The organism is Glaciecola sp. 33A (assembly GCF_002836745.1).
Taxonomy (GTDB): domain Bacteria; phylum Pseudomonadota; class Gammaproteobacteria; order Enterobacterales; family Alteromonadaceae; genus Glaciecola.
Genome location: NZ_PJAR01000041.1, coordinates 202,933 through 219,452 on the forward strand (window position 1 = coordinate 202,933; position 16,520 = coordinate 219,452).

Genomic DNA, 16,520 nt, shown 5'->3' on the forward strand with positions numbered 1-16,520 from the left:
TGATATATACTAATATCATTGTATGTTATTTTAAATCTATTCTGTGTCATTGATATTTTTGCTAGTAAAACTGACTTAAATAAAACCTCTGCCAACGTTTTCAGTTTTACTTTTTTTTAATATAGGAGATAGTCTTTTGACTCGTAATATTGCAGCCTTAATTACCGCAGCAGCAGTTATCACTATTTTGGTGATAACTGCTGCTTTTCTTGATTGGCGATTCTGGTACCGCTGGCACACTTTACCTGAAAACGCAGGTGAGTGGCCGGCCAGCTATTATCAACCTGTAGTCGAGGTCACTGGCGACAAACAACCTTTTTTTCCATTGGCTGACGCAAACAATGCCAGTATTGAGAGTGAGGCGCTAAACGCCGCTGCTGTTTGGGCTGAGGCGCATAACAGCGCGGCGCTGATAGTTTTGCACCGCGGTGTTGTTCAACTGGAACGTTACTGGCAAGACATACAGGCTGACTCTCTATTTTCCGGACGCGCCATGACCCGTTCGTTCATATCCCCCTTAATCGCTAAGGCGATCCAAGAAGGCTCGATTAATAGTGTCGATGATCCAGTCGCGCTATATTTACCAGAATGGGGCGATGACCCACGCGGTCAGATCACTATCCGTAATCTACTGCATAATTTAAGTGGACTGGAAAATCCAATGCTCGCTGGCGACCCGGACCCAGACAATAAAAACACTCGACTTGCTCTTGGCGGCGACTTTCGTGCGGCGGCTTTACGCTTTGATCTGGCTAACCAACCCGGTGAGTTTTTTGCCCTGTCTAACGCCAATGCCCAATTGCTTGGCGCTGTGCTTGAATCGGCTACTGGTGAAGAGTATGAGAGTTATTTCAATACTCGGCTATGGCAACCTCTTGGAGCTGGCCCGTCGTATCTTTACACGGATAGTGAGAACGGCATGCCGGCGGTTTACTGCTGCTTTCGCGCTACTCCGCGTGACTGGTTGCGTTACGGTGCTGCACTTTTAAATGATGGCCGAGTAGGGGAAAAGCAGTTATGGCCCAAAGGTTGGGTTGACGAGATGACAACACCCTCGCAATTTAGTCCAAATTACGGTTATCAGATATGGGTCGGTAATCCAGATCCCTCACTAGGCCGAATTTACGTGCAAGGTGGCGATTTGGTTGCTCCCCACGGTGAACCAATAGCAAGTGAAGGCGTTTTTTTCTTGGAGGGGGGTGGCTATCGGACGATGTATGTTTTGCCAGAGCATGAACTGGTTATTTTAAGGCTTGGATATTATGACGCTAACTGGAAGACCTCTACATTACCTAATTTGATATTACCCGGCCTACGAAAAATCGACAATGCTGTAGAGCCTGAGGAAATAACAGAATGAATAAACCTACCAATAATATTAATCATGATCGCCGTAATCTTTTGCTAGGTGCCACCACTGGGGCGGCTCTACTTGGCTTAGGTGTTTTGCCTAGCAGGCACACTCAGGCCCAAGGTCTGGTTCTTAACAGAGATCCCGACTTGTTACGTGCCTGTATGAAAATGCGTTTTTCTCTTGGACCCGAAATGTCTATCGGCTGGGTGCGGGCTAAACGTTTTGCCGTATCGCAGGGGCGCATTGAGCCGGTTTGTGGTTTTGTATCAGCTACTTTCTCCCGCCGCCACAGAGTAACCGACAAAGTGTTTGAGATTGTTGCTTTCGAAATTACACACTACACTGATTTTGAGACGGGCGCGTTGCTCGATACGCTCGTTATGCCTTTCTCTAATCAGACTGTGCGTGTTCCCCCCTATCGCTTTGGGCCCGTAAAAACTCGATTTGCGGTTAACCTAGATGAAAAAGAGACATTTGCACCGGCTGCAAATACTAATGAGGATGAGTTCGCTCCGGCCAGTGAGGTGTCTATGAGCAAGTCGATTGAAATCGGTAAGGTGGACGCCGGTGACTTATTCTTACGCCACGAGGAATATGGTCGGGTTTATCCGACAGACGCGAAGTTGCCCTCCATGTTTTATAAAGAATCGACCATTTGGTCGTCACCTTTGGCTGAAGTGCTAGATCCGAAACTAAATAAGGTAAATTCGACCGTAGCCTATTCAGCAATGACAAGCTGGCGTCCTTGGATGAAAATGGGCGACCTGCCGGGGCATACATCATCCAACGGTTTTGGTCGCAGGGCGAACTCAGTTAATGATCTGCCAGAGGATTTTTTAGAACATACTCGGAAGATTCATCCAGATGTGGTGGCGGATCCGGGCGCAATACTTGACTCCTTGCTATAATTTTTACTTATACAACGGTTAAAATTATGCAATAGATACTGACGTATTGCTCTGATAGGTTCTGTAAGTGATAGCGTGAGTGGATCTCGAATAAATCAGTGAAGCCTCAATTGGGCCTTAATATTTCGTAAGAGGAAGCTTAGCTGGCCACATAAAAACTCAAAAATAAGCGGCTAACATCTAAGTCGACGTGAAACCATTTAAGTCAATTTACGGAGAAGACATGAACAGAACCACGCAGGTACCATTAAGCCCATTAAATAGCCGTCGTAAGTTTTTAACTGCCAGTTTGGCTGGTCTAGGCGTTGGTTTAGGAGCTGCAATAGTGCCAATAGCGCACGCAGGTACAAGACCCATAATCCCGATCCCGCCCACGCCCAAAGAACACGGTGTAGCGAAGGTAAAGTCTGAGTTTCTATTTTTCGATGATCCGGTTGCTAAGCTGCATCATCATTTAAGGATGGAGCGGGACCTCGCCGAACAAAGTCACACTTTGACTTGGTATCATTGGATTGTTTTTATGGTGCCTGTGAAAAGTGCACCTGTGCCCCTGATGCGCTACGAAGGAATAGAGTTTAGTTATCTACGACATTTGGGTAATAATAATTTTCGCCTACATGCGCATAATCTCTCGTATCCCCGTGACTTAGAGACAGGCAAGTTTACCAATACTGTTTTAAATCCAGTGACAGGCGAGACACTGCAAGTATCACCTTCTTTAATACTCAATGATCCCGGCACGGTGCAAAGTCCGGATGGTTTTCGCAACGTAAACGGTGATGGGACTTACCAGAAGCGTTACTCGATGTTTCGGCGTGAAGACGAGTTAATTAAAATGGAATGCGTGCGCGGTGCACCTCCCGAGATCCCAACAACCCATCAGGAAAACTCCGTTCAGTGGTGTCCATTCGATGAGTTCACCAAATCTTCAATCACGTCGCTACCGTCGCATTTCGTCGGTAATTACCTCTACGACTATCCGCGTTGGATGAACATGAAGGGCCGTCCAGGTCACTTAAGTGCGATGTTTGATGGCAAAAAGATTAACTCTGTTGAAGAGCTTCCGGACGAGCTCCTAGACCGAACTCGACGAGAGTATCCGGATCTACTGCGCCCGCGTTGGGAAGATTTTGACAATCCTTTATCGTTTAAACTGTAGTGAAAGTAATACATCGACGTGAATTTCTTAGGGGCATGGCGGGCATCGCTGGCCTCGCTGCATCGAGTTGCGCGATCGCTCCAGCTGCTGGCCCGCATGCAAAAAGATATGACCTAAACCTAGACGATCCTCAAGCTAATCTGAAGGCTTTTATCAAGCTAACGGGTAGCTTAGATAACGAACCTGTTTACGACTTAGTGCAAGGCAGTGTTTACGGTCTCGTTGCTGGGCAGCCAGCGAGACCACTATTTAAAACAGTGGGTGCAGGCTGCTCTCACTATTCTCGCCGTTCCCGTTTTGAATACCGGGCTGAGTCACGCTACATAGGCATGTTTCTAGATTGGAATACAGAACAACCCCTTGATAAGTGGACTAACCCATATACAGGCAAAGTGTGCGACGTGCCGGTCACGCGCTATGGCCCGAGTGAGGTCAGCATATTAGGTAATAAAATTGTGCAAGCGGCTGCGACTGCAGCTGAGACCCAAATGCCTGGCGCAAAGCGTCCTTGGTTTAAACTGGGAAATGTTGCTCATATGCAGCGAGAAGTTATATCGTCGGCGCCTGAAATGCCGTTATTCCCTAAAGCTGATCTCATGACCTACTCTAGTGACTGGCAGCAGTTAGCTAACCCCAAGTTAAAAAGAATTCCATCGCGTTTGAATTTTTCAGCAGTGGAAGCATGGCGCGACTGGATGAATATGGTGGCGGGGGAAGATCCTGCGGGAACACTCTGGTGGCAAGTTTCTGGCGTTAAACTTGATCGTGCTTCTGACTATCCATCGCAGTTATTGCAAAGACTGCGCCGTGAGGATCCGAATTTTTTTCAATCTAGGGGTGATATATGATCCGCTTATTAATCTTGTTGAGTTTTTTCTTTGGAACGACTTGTCAGGCCGAAACGAAACTTAATTACAGCACGGTGAAAGGGGCCGGTGATGTTCCTTTAACGGTCGTCACTGCGGGTAGTTCGCAGCGGCCCGCTATTATATTTATACACGGCATTGGCCAGAGTCATTACAGTTTTCATAAACAGCTTGAATCCGGGCTGGCTGACGATTTCTATTTGGTTGCTTTCGATTTACGCGGGCATGGCGCGTCTGGCAAGCCCTGGGATACAGAAGCTTATATTCACTCAGAGACGTGGGCGCAGGACCTAGAGGCAGTTATCTCTGCAACCCAAGCACGCAAACCGGTGATTGTTGCTTGGTCTTACGGAACCTTAGTGTTGCTTGACTATATACGTCAACATGACACGTCGAAAATCGCTGGCGTAGTTTTTAGTGGTTCCTTGGGAGCATTACGTCCATATACCCTGCCAACTGAGGATGATCCTAACACTGCTGAGTTTTTGCATATTAGACAGCTGCAGTTGAGCTCAGATCCGCGTGATCAGGTAGCTGCAATTGAACGCATGGTGGGTTGGCTTACGACCACCCCTGCACCACAATCAGAGCAAAACGTATTCAAAGCTATTGCTGCCATGTTTCCAGTTTACGCGCGTCGCGCTATGTACAGCCGAACGTTGGATAATCAAGATCTGCTTAATACGGTTACTAAGTTGCCGGTTTTATTAGCGATGGGTGCAGATGACAATGCTGGCATGCTAAAAGATGCTAAACTTCTATCACAGACTATTCCTAACGTGTGCTTATCTGTTTATACCGGAGCTGGCCACTCAGTTTTTTATGAACAGCCGACCCGCTTTAATACTGAACTCAGAAGCTTTGCTGCGCAGGCGCTAGATTTTAATTCGTGCATTGTTTCCGCTGACTGATATTGGGACAGCTAATACGATATCAGATTGACTTGTGGGATATCTTTGGACTCAGCGCTCTAGCCCTTTTGGCGAGCAAACAGACTCGTTAGCGCCCTCCGAAGCGGTTGCTCGTTAGATTTACGCCGGATGTACAATGTGTCTGCATTTGATTAATTCAGATGAAAACAAAATATTAATTACTGACTCTGGTATTCGCGCTACTAATGACGCATTAGACCTTTACAAAATATATCGATTTATCATTTAGTCGATACTAAACGTTTTTAGTATAGTCGAGTGAGCTGATCCAAAAAATAGGAAAAAAGTTCTGAGTTTGAGCGTAATTTCAATTTGGCATATAGCTTTGCGCGGTGCACTCGTTCTGTGCCGGGAGAAATATTTAAATTGTCTGCGGCTGACTGTGACGAATGTCCAGTAATCACTAATTTAGCAATTTGTCTTTCTCTACGGGTCAATACTTCTGCTTCAAAGTTATCCAGTAAATAGGTTACTCGTTCTGACACTACCGCAGACAGCGGAAGCACTTGTTGTGCCTGTTGCTGCAATGTGAATGCCACATGCTTGCGGATTAATGAAGTAACCAACAGACCCATCGTTGCAAATAGGCTTAACTCAACGGGGCTAAATTTTGGGTTGGGAGAATGTCGACCAAGACAAAATTGAATAAAACCTAAGTCACCATTATTAATGAAAAAATAAACGAGATCTTCGATACCGCTTGGCTGGTAATAAGACGCGTACATTTGTGAATTTTTAAAGCCGTCTGGCATCAACTCAGACCAAGAATAAACGCCATCAGCATAGTTATTCATGAAGCCTTGATAAGCGGGGCTAGCAACATATGCGCCATCGAGAAAACGGGCGTAAAAAATCTTGTCTTCATGTTCAAGTAAGTTTGCAAACAGCAACTCAGGTGGCATATTTTTGTTATAAAAAATAACAGAGCTACTATCTACCGATAGCTGGGATTCAAACAGCTTGATCAATACTGAAAAAAAATTGTTGGTGCCCAAAGCATCTATTAAGGCCACCTGATGAGTTAAACTATTAGCAGACATGAGGTAATTGTCCTGCGTGTAAATTACATATCATTTTTATGACTCAACAACCATTTTCTGAATTGACGAATGGCATAATCATCCTGTCTTTCTTTATCATAAAGTATATGGAATCGTTGACTCGGTTTTAAACTCTCTTCGCAGGCTACAATTAATTCACCTTCTATAATTGCATCTTTTACTAAATATTCAGGGAGTATTGATACTCCAATATTGTTTTTGACTGCCTGTAATAAATAAATGAAATAGTCAAAGTGTTGCCCACCGATCATAGAAATTTCTTTTTCAGTCATGCCTGCTTTTAAAAACCACTCATCGGTGGTCGACATAGCACTACTTTGATGAATGAAATCAAAATTCGCTACCTCTCGCATTGTTTTGACTGGTTTTCTGCCTCTTAAATACCTAGGAGTACAAACAGCCAAAAATGTATCGTGGCGTAATGGTTCAGCGTAATAATGAGGCCAGCTACCATTTCCCCATAAAATAGCGAAATCACAACGGCGAGTATTGCGGGTGACGGCTTCGAAATCTGTGCCTAAATCAATTTCAATATCAGGATAATTAATATAAAACTCGTGTAACTTCGGCATTAGCCAAGCAATTGCAAAAGTGGGCTCGGTTACCACTTTTAATTTTATAGTTTTGGTATCTTTAGTGTTAGAGGATATTTTTTGAGTGACCGCACGAAGACTGCTTAATATCTTGTGTACCTCTTCAGCATATTGCTCGCCGATAGGAGTTAACGTTAATTGATTGTCCTGTCGATAAAAAAGCTTTCTGCCAATTAAGCTTTCAAGGTTTTTAACCTGTCGACTAACTGCACTTTGTGTCAAGAACAAAGCCTCACCAGCGTAAGTCATATTCAAATGATGGCAAACCGCATCAAAACACTGTAAAGAAATAATACTAGGAAGTTTTCCTTTCACTCAACGCACCTTAGCCATTAACACGAACTTGTTCTACGAGCTCAATTTCAGTAGAGTCACTTGCTGATTGCAGCATAAACAACGCCCCTTGATAAATACATCAAGACTTACCATCAGAACATAAAAACATTTTTTCCTTCAGTCGGGAGATTATTTCACAAACCATTACATTTTGGAATGCCGCCAGTAATTTTGGTCGTTTGCGGGTTAAAACACAAATTAATAGTATGCGGGTCGGCTAAACAAAATACACACTTATTATAGTGACTATAAGATTTAATCCTACGGAGTATTGTGATGTTCAAACTAAGCAAATTAAAAGTTGCAGTGTGCTGCGCCTGTTTCGGTTCTCCGCTATACAGCTTGGCTCAAACGGAGTCTACTGAAGCTCAAAAGCCTCAAATAAATGACATTGAAAAAATATCTGTCACAGCTACCCGTCGCGAAACCAGCATTCAGGAAGTACCTTACAGTATTTCAGCCTATAGTGGCACAGCGTTGTCAGATGCCGGAATTACAGATTTTTCAAGCTTAGCCAGATCTATACCAGGTCTAACGTTAACGGACGTTGGCCGTGGCAAAAATGGTATATCTTCAGGAATTATCATGCGTGGCCTGAATCTTACTGGCGGTGCTCAAGAAGATTTTGCCATGACAACGGACCCTGTCGTTTCAGTTTATTTTGGTGAAACCCCTATTTTTGCTAATCTTGAATTACGCGATATGAATCGTGTTGAAGTATTAAAAGGCCCACAATCAACCTTGTACGGTTCTGGTTCGTTGGGTGGCACCTTGCGTTACATCCCTAATAAACCAGAATTCGACAAAGTATCAGGTAAAGCGAAAGCAAAAATGTCCTCCACTGATGAAGCTGGAAGTCTGAACCATGACCTTGAGTTCACCTTAAATGTACCTATTAGTGAAAATTTTGCGGTTCGTGCTGTGGTTACACAGCTTGAAAATGCAGGTTACATCGATAGCGATTATATCGCTGGGTTAGATGCAAATCTGCAACCAACAGGCGACTATTTACGTGCTGAAGATATTAATGATGAAGACGTCTCTATGGCTCGCTTGTCTGCTCGTTGGTTACCTACCGACAAAACCGAAGTGTTGCTTACTTACAATATGCAGAAAGACGATGTAAAAGGCTCCTCAGCTACGTCAGAAGGGTTAGAAGGCTATCAGTCTGCCGCTAAAATCATTGAACAATTTGAACGCGAAACAAGTGTCACTTCTTTGGTAATAGAACACGATCTAGGTTTTGCTGACTTATCGTCCGCTACGTCGATTACCAGCAACGAAGCAAAAAGTACCTACGACCAAAGCTATAACTATGGTCACTCAACTTGGTGGGGACCTTATTATGTCTCTTACTACGGCTATACCGGCGGTATATCTCCGGCCTCAGAAGTCATCGTCGGTAAGAAAAATTATAAAACTGACACAATTACTCAAGAATTTCGTTTAACCGGTTCAACTAATAATGATATTGATTGGTTGTTAGGCGTGTATTACAACTCGGTGGATTTTTCCGCTGATGCTTACGATTATGTATATGGTTTGGATGCTGCTTTTAATATCACCAACCCTGTGGGCACAGATGTTGGTTATGCCAACATACAAGAAACTGAATTTGAAGACTACGCGATATTTGGTGAAGTCACTTATTATCCTACAGATAAACTCAGCATCACTGCGGGCCTGCGTTATTTTGAGCAAGACTTTTATGCCAAACAAGAAGTACTGTTACCTGCATGTGAAACGTTTTGGAATACCACGTTGGGTTTCTTTGCTTGTGGTGATACCGAGTCATCCGGTATTGACCCTCGAGGGTATGCCGCGGGTGAAGACGAAAAAGAATTCAGTGATTTATTGTATCGTTTCAATGCCGCTTACGATATCGATCTTGATACCAAGGTTTATTTAAATATTTCTCAAGGTTTTCGCCATGGTGGCGCTAATGGCTTACCAACCACCGGCATCTTTGGCGAAAGTGACGATTACCTATTTTTTGAACCCGATAAAACCACTAACTATGAGCTTGGGATCAAAGGTAACCTACTCGATAGTTCGCTTTACTACAGCGCAACGGCTTATTACATTGACTGGGAAAACCCAATTCTGTTAGTACAATCACCGGCGGGCGGTTTTCCAGCTATGATTAATGCGCAAAGCGCAGCGTCTAAAGGAATTGAGCTTGAACTAAACACAAAGCTAACCGATAACCTAAAACTCAACGTTGGCTACACCTATACCAACGCAGAGTTAACAGAAGATTTCATTATACCTGACGGTGCCTTTGGCGCTGCAGATGGTGAAGCTTTACCCGGTGTCCCTGAGTCTACCCTTGTTAGCTCACTGCATTATCGACAAGAGTTTGCAGACGTTGTGATGAGCGCTCAACTGGGTGTTTCATACAAAGCGGAATTTACCACTGGTTTTCTTGAACCCTCAATTTTTTATGAGCAAGGATATGACGAGATACCAGCTTCAACTTTATGGAACGCCAGCGTTAAATTTGACGTTGATAGCTGGACCTTTGCGCTATTCGCAGAAAATCTATTTAATGCAGATGACGCCACGGCTTCTGACGGTGATGGCAAATATATTATCGATACTGCTGCAGGTGAAGTGAAGGCTGGGGAACAATACAGCACAACGCAGCTGGGTGACCAATTGTACCGCGTTCGTCCGCGCACTATCGGTGCCTCTATTAGTTATAAGTTCTAAGGTAATAACCGTTTTTTAATCAAGTTTAAGCATAGATGAGAATGGATATTTTGAATCAGAACAGCTCAGATTATCATCAAATGGTGCAGACAAGTCTAGCCGCAAATAATATTGATAAAGCGGCTAGTATTTGTACTGATGGATTAACAAAATATCCAAGCGATGCCCAGCTATGGTCAGACCTGTCTCAGATAAGCATCCGCACGGGGCAAAATAAAATGGCCATCAATGCAATATTGAAGGCCATTGACTGTGAACCAAACAATGTTTGGCATGTTTTTCAGTTAGCTGGCTGTTATCTGCAACTACAGGTTTTTCGACCTGCGATCAGAGCACTTGATAGCGCCAGCGATTTATTAAACGTGCATAGCAATGCCCAACAATGGAATAAATACGGCGAGCTGCGTTACATGGCCAATCAACTTGATCTTGCTGTATTGGCACATTCAAACGCGTTAAAAATTGAGCCCGACAGTTTAAGTAGTCGTAATCAATTAGCCGCTTTGTTGCGTTTTAAGGGGGACATTAGCGGTGCCGAAAAGCTTCATCGCGAAGTCATCGAACTGGAACCCAATAATTACCAAGCATGTTATAGCCTGTCCCAATTACGTCGATTTAAGACGTCGGACGCGCCAATAAAATTACTCGAAAGATGTCAGCAACAATTAGAGCCTGGGGACAATGGTCACATCATGCTGCACTATGCGATTGGCAAAATATATGAAGACATCGGCAATTATCACCAAGCTTTCGATCACTATAGCCAAGGCGCAGCAATAAAACGTCAACAACGGCCTTATAATATTTCCCAAGACGTGGGATTAATGAAAACAGTGCTTGAGTTTTCTGATGCTCAGCCAGCATTAAATCCATCCCCTACTGAAACTCATGAGCAAACACCTATCTTTATCGTAGGCTTACCAAGGACCGGCACCACCCTAGTGGAACGTATTCTGGCAAGTCATTCTAAAGTAGTCAGCGGCGGCGAGCTTAACGCTTTTCCAATGGCATTGCTTGAAGCTGGAGGTAAACCCATTGCTGCCGGGTTAGAAGGACTCGACCAAAATTTAGTAAAAAGTTTAACGCCTAAAACATTAAAAGATCTGGCATCACGCTATCTGCAATTAGCTAATAATTATGTCAATGAAGCACCAATTTTTGTGGATAAACTACCCTACAACTTTTTGTATTGCGGCCTAATTCTTCACGCTTTCCCCCATGCGAAAATTGTGCATGTTAATCGTAACCCCTTCGATGCAGCCTTGAGTAATTTTAAGATGTTATTCGACCGTGGCTATGAGTATTCATACTGCCTAAAAGATACCGCTGATTTCATCGCAGCATACAGTCAATTAATGCTGCAATGGAAGTCACGTTTTCCAGAGCAAATATACAGCATAGAATATGAGCACTTGGTGTCTTCCCAAGAACAGCAAACTCGCGAATTACTGGCGTTTTGCCAATTAGATTGGGACCCAGAGTGTCTTAATTTTCACCAAAATAACAGTGTTAGCCAAACAGCGAGTGCGAGCCAAGTACGGGAGCCTATTTATAGCCGCTCCGTTGATTTATGGCGTAAATTCGAAACACAACTAACGCCGTTAATGGATATCTTTGCAAAACACGGCATCAAGCCGAACGACAATAAGGATTGATTATGCCAAAACTAGATGTTTTCCAATCTATGTGGGCAATGGAATATAAGAGACCCGATGGTTTTGAATTGAGCCTTGAAGAGAAAATTCAAAAAATTTCAGCGGCCGGATTTAAAGGCGTGAGTTTTGATATTGGTTATCACACTTTTGACGTCATCAGTGAAGCTATGCCCCTAATGCAGGAACATGGCTTAGACTTAGTTTATAATGCGTTTGTAAAAAATTCTGCGCATTATGTAGAAATTATCGAATTTGCCTCTAGTCAGCCAATCAAACCACGCTTCATTGCCATCATAGGTCAAGTTGAAGCTTGGAATGTTGAGCAAATATCTGCCATAACCAAGGAATGGATGGCAATAAGTGCGAAAGCAGACATCACTTCTCTAGTAGAGATCCACCGTAATTGTATGACCAACGACTTGTTATTTACGCTGCAGTTAATGGAGCAAGTACCTGAATTATTGATGGTCGCAGACTTATCGCATACCTTAGTCAACCAAGAGTATTATTTACCTTTACATGATCTCGCTAATCAACGTATCTCTGAGTTTCTTACCCGTGCAGAAGCATTCCATGGCCGTGTTGGTTCAAGAGAGCAAGTGCAAATTCCATTTTTGTTTCCACAAAACAAACCTTGGTTTGAATTATTTCAACAGTGGTGGTCAGAAGGTTTCGACAATTGGATTAGTCGACATGGTAAAGAAAGCCAAGATGCATGCGTTTTCGTGTGTGAACTGGGTCCTCCTGTTTACGCTATTACCGCGGCCGACGGAGAAGAGTTGAGTGATCGTTGGCAAGAAGCACTGGTGATGAAAGAAACTGCAGAGCAGCTCTGGCAGCGAGCGATTCAGTAAACTTAGGCTCCCTTATTAACAATAAATTGTTATAAGACTGATTGATGCAAACGAAAATTTACATTATTACGAAATACAAAGGTAAACAATTTTTATGTTACAACAAACATGTGGTGAAGCACTGACTCGATTATTACAGGCATATGCTGTCGATACAGTTTTTGGCATTCCAGGTGTGCATACCATAGAGTTATATCGGGGACTAAAAGGTGCAACACTTAAACATATTACGCCGCGTCATGAACAGGGCGCTGGATTTATGGCTGATGGTTATGCACGCGTAACGGGAAAACCTGGGGTGTGTTTTATCATCACCGGGCCGGGCATGACGAATATTATTACCGCTATGGGCCAAGCAATGCAGGATTCGATCCCGATGCTGGTTATTTCATCGGTTAATCGTACTCAACAATTGGCAATGGGTGAAGGGCGATTACATGAACTTCCTAATCAATTAGCCATTACCTCGCAAGTGTCTAAATTCAGTCATACTTTGTTAAGTGTAGACAATCTACCCAAAGTGTTAGCACAAGCATTTACCATATTTAGCAGTCAACGCCCGGGTCCAGTGCACATAGAAATCCCGATTGACATATTGGCGCAAGATGCCAGTCACTTAGACATGCAACCATGGCCAATGCCTAAACCACCTGCGCCAGAAGCCAGCAGTATCCAGCAAGCAGCTACATTATTAAGCCAAGCTAAACGACCTATAATGATTTTAGGTGGCGGTGCTAAAAATGTGGATTCAGTGGCTCAAACATTAGCTGAAAAACTAAATATGCCAGTAGTAAACACCTGTAATGGTAAAGGTATAATGCCTCCTGGTCATCCACTAGCGATAGGGTCAACGCCATCGCATCCAGCAATCCGTGAAGAAATTGAAAGACAGGCTGATGTCGTATTAGCAGTGGGCACTGAACTTGCCGAAACAGACTATGACTTTTTCTTCTTGGGCGATTTGAACATACAAGGTAAGCTGATCCGCATCGACATTGATAGCGCACAGTTGATGCGTAATCACAAACCAACGCTACCAATTATATCGGAAGCCCAGCAAGCATTAGACGCAATAAACAAACAATTGCCAATAAACAGTCACCGCAACAGCGATGCAGTTTACGCACGCTGCAGCAAATTACGCGCCGACACCCAAGACATGAAAAAATCTGCTTATAGCGACTTTTTCAAAACCATTACCGAAACCTTAGGTGATTGTATAATTGTAGGGGATTCAACACAGCCTGCTTACTACGCTCAAGCGTATTACGAAACCAGTCATACAGCCCGCTATTTTCATTCAACAACTGGCTATGGAACATTAGGTTACGCATTTCCGGCGGCGATTGGAGCGGCTATTGGTGCTCCTCACTTACCGGTTATCGGCTTAACGGGTGACGGTGGTGGCCAATTCAGTTTAAATGAAATTATTAGTGCAGTAGATGCCAATATCCCGGTTATTTATCTCGTCTGGAATAACCAAGGCCATGCCGAAATTCGACGTTTTATGGATGATGCAAAGGTTGAGAAAACGGGCGTCGATATTATTCCTCCCAATTATGTTGCCTTAGCCATAGCAATGGGTTGTCAAGCCACTCATGCCAATACCTTGGCAGAATTGAAGGCGGCCCTGACTAAAGCAAAATCGCACGGCGCTCCCTTTTTAATTGAATTAGATGAATCTGCACTTGATTGCGGGTACGCCTTTTAGAGGACTGTACTATGAATGTTTTTCTTACTCGTCCCTTGTTCAACTCATCACTGTTAGAAGCTCGCCTGAGTGAGGCCGGCATCACATTAATCGTTGCAGATTCAGATGATATTTGTGACCGAGCTGAGTTGCTCGAAAAAATGCAAAATGTTGCAGCGATATTAACCCATACAGAAGATGATATTGACGCAGACTTAATCGCAAAAATGCCTTCAACAGTTAAATTGATTGCCAACTATGGTATCGGTTTTTCTAATATTGACGCTGTCGCAGCGGCAGAAAAAGGGATCCAAGTAACAAACACCCCTACCGAGGAAGCTTTTCATGCGACGGCTGAAGCGACAGTCGCTTTACTCGTCTCTATTGCTCGTCAAATCCCAGCATTAAGTGCAGAACGTAGGGCGATGAAAGCCGACCCTGCGCCATCTTTTCAACGCCCGACAGCCGTCTCTATCCGCAATAAAATTACCGGTATAATTGGTTTAGGTCGAATCGGTTCTCGAGTCGCGCAAATGATGCACCATGGCTTTAACAACACCATTATCTATTACGACCTATCGCTAAATGAAGCAATGGGGCAAGCCGTTAACGCGAAAAAAGTAGAACTTGCAGAATTAATGAGTAACGCCGATTTTATCTGCGTTAACATGCCGTTGTCAGAGCAGACTTATGATTTAGTCAGCCCAAAAATGCTGGCTCTAATGAAACCCGACGCAGTATTAGTCAACACTGCCCGCGCCGGTCTAGTCAATGAGGAAGCCTTGATCTGCCGTTTAAACGCGGGCCAATTGCATGGTGCTGGACTCGATGTGTATACAGATAAAGTCAATAACATTACCGCTAAAAATGTAGCCTTAACGTCGCATTTCGCCAACTTTGAAAGAGAAGCCTACACCGCAATGACCAATCTCGTTGCAGACAATATTATTGGTTTTTTGAACAATAACAAACCAGTAACTCCTGTGAACTCGCCACGAGGTATTTCATCATGATAGAAAACGACTACGGCATACAAAAAATACAATCTACTACCCTAGTAACATGGCTAAAATTAGTCGGCTGTTCGCTATTCGGTATCGCCTTTTTTCTTGTGCCTTTTGTACACGAAGGCACTTGGACAATTAGTCTTGGTTTGGTATCAAAACTGCTCACTCAGCTGATTGATGACGATATGAAAATATTCACCTGCGGTATATTTTTTATCGGAGCAGTAGTCGCTATTATTTATAATTTAACCCCTAAATCATTTGCTCAGAAACTCCCTTGGAGCGAAAAGTTTATCGCTTCCCATTGGTTGTGGACCGTACTCGCCATTATTGGGGGAGTGACCTCAGTGATGACTTTTTTCCAAATAGGTCCAGCATGGGTGATAGCTAAAGAAACTGGCGTCACGGCGTATATTGATGTTGCTGGCGCGATTTTTTTATTAATAGGTCTTGGCTGCCTATTTTTGCCTTTTTTGACCGACTACGGTTTATTAGACTTTATCGGCACCTTGTTACAAAAAGGTTTTCAAAAAATCTTTAACTTACCAGGTCGAGCCACCATTGATACATTAACGTCTTGGGTTGGGTCGTCAAGTATTGCGATAGTGATGACTAACTATCAATATAAACAAGGTTTTTACAGCACACGGGAGTCCGCAGTTATTGCGACCAACTTTTCAGTGGTATCGATTCCTTTTGTATTGCTGACAGCACAAATAGCGGGCTTAGAAGATTATTTTTTACAACTGTATGCCAGTATGTTGTTTATCTGCATTTTATGCGCGGTCATTACCCCTAAACTCCCCCCATTATCGTCATTTAAAGATGAATATTACGACGGCAAAGGCAAACAACTTAACGAAGATGTTGTCAGTGGTGAGAGTCGCTTAAAATGGGCTGCTCACAGAGCAATAACCACAGCAACGAGTTCTCCATCGCCTGCTAAATCGATGAAAAAAGGCTTTTGGTCAATGATTGATATTTACTTGATGATGATGCCCGCAGCCATGACCATTGAGTTTTTGACCTTAGCGGTTTATTACAATACAAGCATATTGCAAACACTCAGTTATCCACTGTCGTTGTTGTTAGAGCTGTTGCATATTCCAGAAGCTGAGCTCGCTGCTCCGGGCCTATTTATCGGTTTAATGGATCAGTTTATACCCACTATCATCGCGGGTAATTTAACCTCGCCTATCACTAAATTTGTGCTCGCCGGACTGTCACTTACACAATTGATATTCTTCGCCGAAACCGCCATTTTGATTATGCGCTCGGCAATCCCAATTACCATTACGCAGTTAGTAACCATATTTATTATTCGCACTGTTATCGCCTTTCCGATACTGGTAGTTATTGCACATATGCTTTTTTAGACGTAATAAGCTCAATA

General features: G+C 43.5%; 13 protein-coding genes. 11 read left to right on the plus strand and 2 right to left on the minus strand.

Translation table 11 applies throughout. The annotated features are described in order from the left end of the window. The first annotated feature begins 136 nt into the window (after nt 1-136). The 5 genes from CXF81_RS12485 to CXF81_RS12505 all read left to right on the plus strand — a co-directional run bounded on the left by CXF81_RS12485 (nt 137) and on the right by CXF81_RS12505 (nt 5,198). The gene (locus CXF81_RS12485; protein ID WP_157825557.1) at nt 137-1,360 is read left to right on the plus strand and encodes a serine hydrolase; all 1,224 of its coding nucleotides are present in this window, start codon (nt 137-139) and stop codon (nt 1,358-1,360) included. Continuing rightward, nucleotides 1,357-2,262 (plus strand): DUF1838 family protein, encoded by a 906-nt coding sequence (locus tag CXF81_RS12490; protein WP_101181679.1) that lies wholly within the window; start codon nt 1,357-1,359, stop codon nt 2,260-2,262. Before CXF81_RS12485 ends, CXF81_RS12490 begins: the two co-directional genes overlap by 4 nt. A gap of 223 nt (nt 2,263-2,485) precedes the next feature. Next, nucleotides 2,486-3,421 carry a DUF1838 family protein gene (locus tag CXF81_RS12495; protein ID WP_101181680.1) on the plus strand — a complete coding sequence of 312 codons (936 nt, stop codon included), beginning with the start codon at nt 2,486-2,488 and terminating at the stop codon, nt 3,419-3,421. After that, nucleotides 3,421-4,269 carry a DUF1838 family protein gene (locus CXF81_RS12500; protein ID WP_157825558.1) on the plus strand — a complete coding sequence of 283 codons (849 nt, stop codon included), beginning with the start codon at nt 3,421-3,423 and terminating at the stop codon, nt 4,267-4,269. The genes CXF81_RS12495 and CXF81_RS12500 overlap by 1 nt, the downstream gene beginning before the upstream one ends. Beyond that, nucleotides 4,266-5,198 (plus strand): alpha/beta fold hydrolase, encoded by a 933-nt coding sequence (locus tag CXF81_RS12505; protein WP_101181682.1) that lies wholly within the window; start codon nt 4,266-4,268, stop codon nt 5,196-5,198. Before CXF81_RS12500 ends, CXF81_RS12505 begins: the two co-directional genes overlap by 4 nt. Nucleotides 5,199-5,464: 266 nt before the next feature. Here CXF81_RS12505 and CXF81_RS12510 read toward each other — a convergent pair whose 3' ends face one another. Further along, on the minus strand, nt 5,465-6,259 hold the full coding sequence (locus CXF81_RS12510; protein ID WP_101181683.1) for a helix-turn-helix transcriptional regulator: 795 nt from the start codon (nt 6,257-6,259) through the stop codon (nt 5,465-5,467). 23 nt (nt 6,260-6,282) lie between these two features. Then, nucleotides 6,283-7,188, minus strand: coding sequence for a LysR substrate-binding domain-containing protein (locus tag CXF81_RS12515; protein WP_006014115.1), 906 nt, complete (start codon nt 7,186-7,188; stop codon nt 6,283-6,285). 297 nt (nt 7,189-7,485) lie between these two features. Here CXF81_RS12515 and CXF81_RS12520 point away from each other — a divergent pair, with 297 nt between their 5' ends. From CXF81_RS12520 to CXF81_RS12545, 6 genes are all read left to right on the plus strand, one after another. Continuing rightward, nucleotides 7,486-9,921, plus strand: a complete 2,436-nt coding sequence (locus tag CXF81_RS12520) for a TonB-dependent receptor (protein ID WP_101181684.1) — start codon at nt 7,486-7,488, stop codon at nt 9,919-9,921. A 41-nt stretch (nt 9,922-9,962) separates the two neighbouring features. After that, nucleotides 9,963-11,576 (plus strand): sulfotransferase, encoded by a 1,614-nt coding sequence (locus CXF81_RS12525; protein WP_157825559.1) that lies wholly within the window; start codon nt 9,963-9,965, stop codon nt 11,574-11,576. Nucleotides 11,577-11,578: 2 nt separating this feature from the next. Then, complete coding sequence (locus tag CXF81_RS12530; protein ID WP_101181686.1) at nt 11,579-12,430, plus strand: xylose isomerase; 852 nt, start codon at nt 11,579-11,581, stop codon at nt 12,428-12,430. 94 nt (nt 12,431-12,524) lie between these two features. After that, nucleotides 12,525-14,141, plus strand: coding sequence for a 5-guanidino-2-oxopentanoate decarboxylase (locus CXF81_RS12535; protein ID WP_101181687.1), 1,617 nt, complete (start codon nt 12,525-12,527; stop codon nt 14,139-14,141). Nucleotides 14,142-14,152: 11 nt separating this feature from the next. After that, nucleotides 14,153-15,133, plus strand: a complete 981-nt coding sequence (locus tag CXF81_RS12540) for a 2-hydroxyacid dehydrogenase (RefSeq protein WP_101181688.1) — start codon at nt 14,153-14,155, stop codon at nt 15,131-15,133. After that, entirely contained in the window at nt 15,130-16,503 is a 1,374-nt protein-coding gene (locus CXF81_RS12545) for a YjiH family protein (RefSeq protein ID WP_101181689.1), read from the plus strand. The genes CXF81_RS12540 and CXF81_RS12545 overlap by 4 nt, the downstream gene beginning before the upstream one ends. Nucleotides 16,504-16,520: the final 17 nt, after the last annotated feature.

Bases quoted from the DNA above. Each gene is read 5' to 3' on its own strand.
- CXF81_RS12490 (WP_101181679.1), top strand. From the start codon at position 1,357: ATGAATAAACCTACCAATAATATTAATCATGATCGCCGTAATCTTTTG.
- CXF81_RS12495 (WP_101181680.1), top strand. From the start codon at position 2,486: ATGAACAGAACCACGCAGGTACCATTAAGCCCATTAAATAGCCGTCGT.
- CXF81_RS12505 (WP_101181682.1), top strand. From the start codon at position 4,266: ATGATCCGCTTATTAATCTTGTTGAGTTTTTTCTTTGGAACGACTTGT.
- CXF81_RS12510 (WP_101181683.1), bottom strand. From the start codon at position 6,259: ATGTCTGCTAATAGTTTAACTCATCAGGTGGCCTTAATAGATGCTTTG.
- CXF81_RS12520 (WP_101181684.1), top strand. From the start codon at position 7,486: ATGTTCAAACTAAGCAAATTAAAAGTTGCAGTGTGCTGCGCCTGTTTC.
- CXF81_RS12525 (WP_157825559.1), top strand. From the start codon at position 9,963: ATGGATATTTTGAATCAGAACAGCTCAGATTATCATCAAATGGTGCAG.
- CXF81_RS12530 (WP_101181686.1), top strand. From the start codon at position 11,579: ATGCCAAAACTAGATGTTTTCCAATCTATGTGGGCAATGGAATATAAG.
- CXF81_RS12535 (WP_101181687.1), top strand. From the start codon at position 12,525: ATGTTACAACAAACATGTGGTGAAGCACTGACTCGATTATTACAGGCA.
- CXF81_RS12540 (WP_101181688.1), top strand. From the start codon at position 14,153: ATGAATGTTTTTCTTACTCGTCCCTTGTTCAACTCATCACTGTTAGAA.
- CXF81_RS12545 (WP_101181689.1), top strand. From the start codon at position 15,130: ATGATAGAAAACGACTACGGCATACAAAAAATACAATCTACTACCCTA.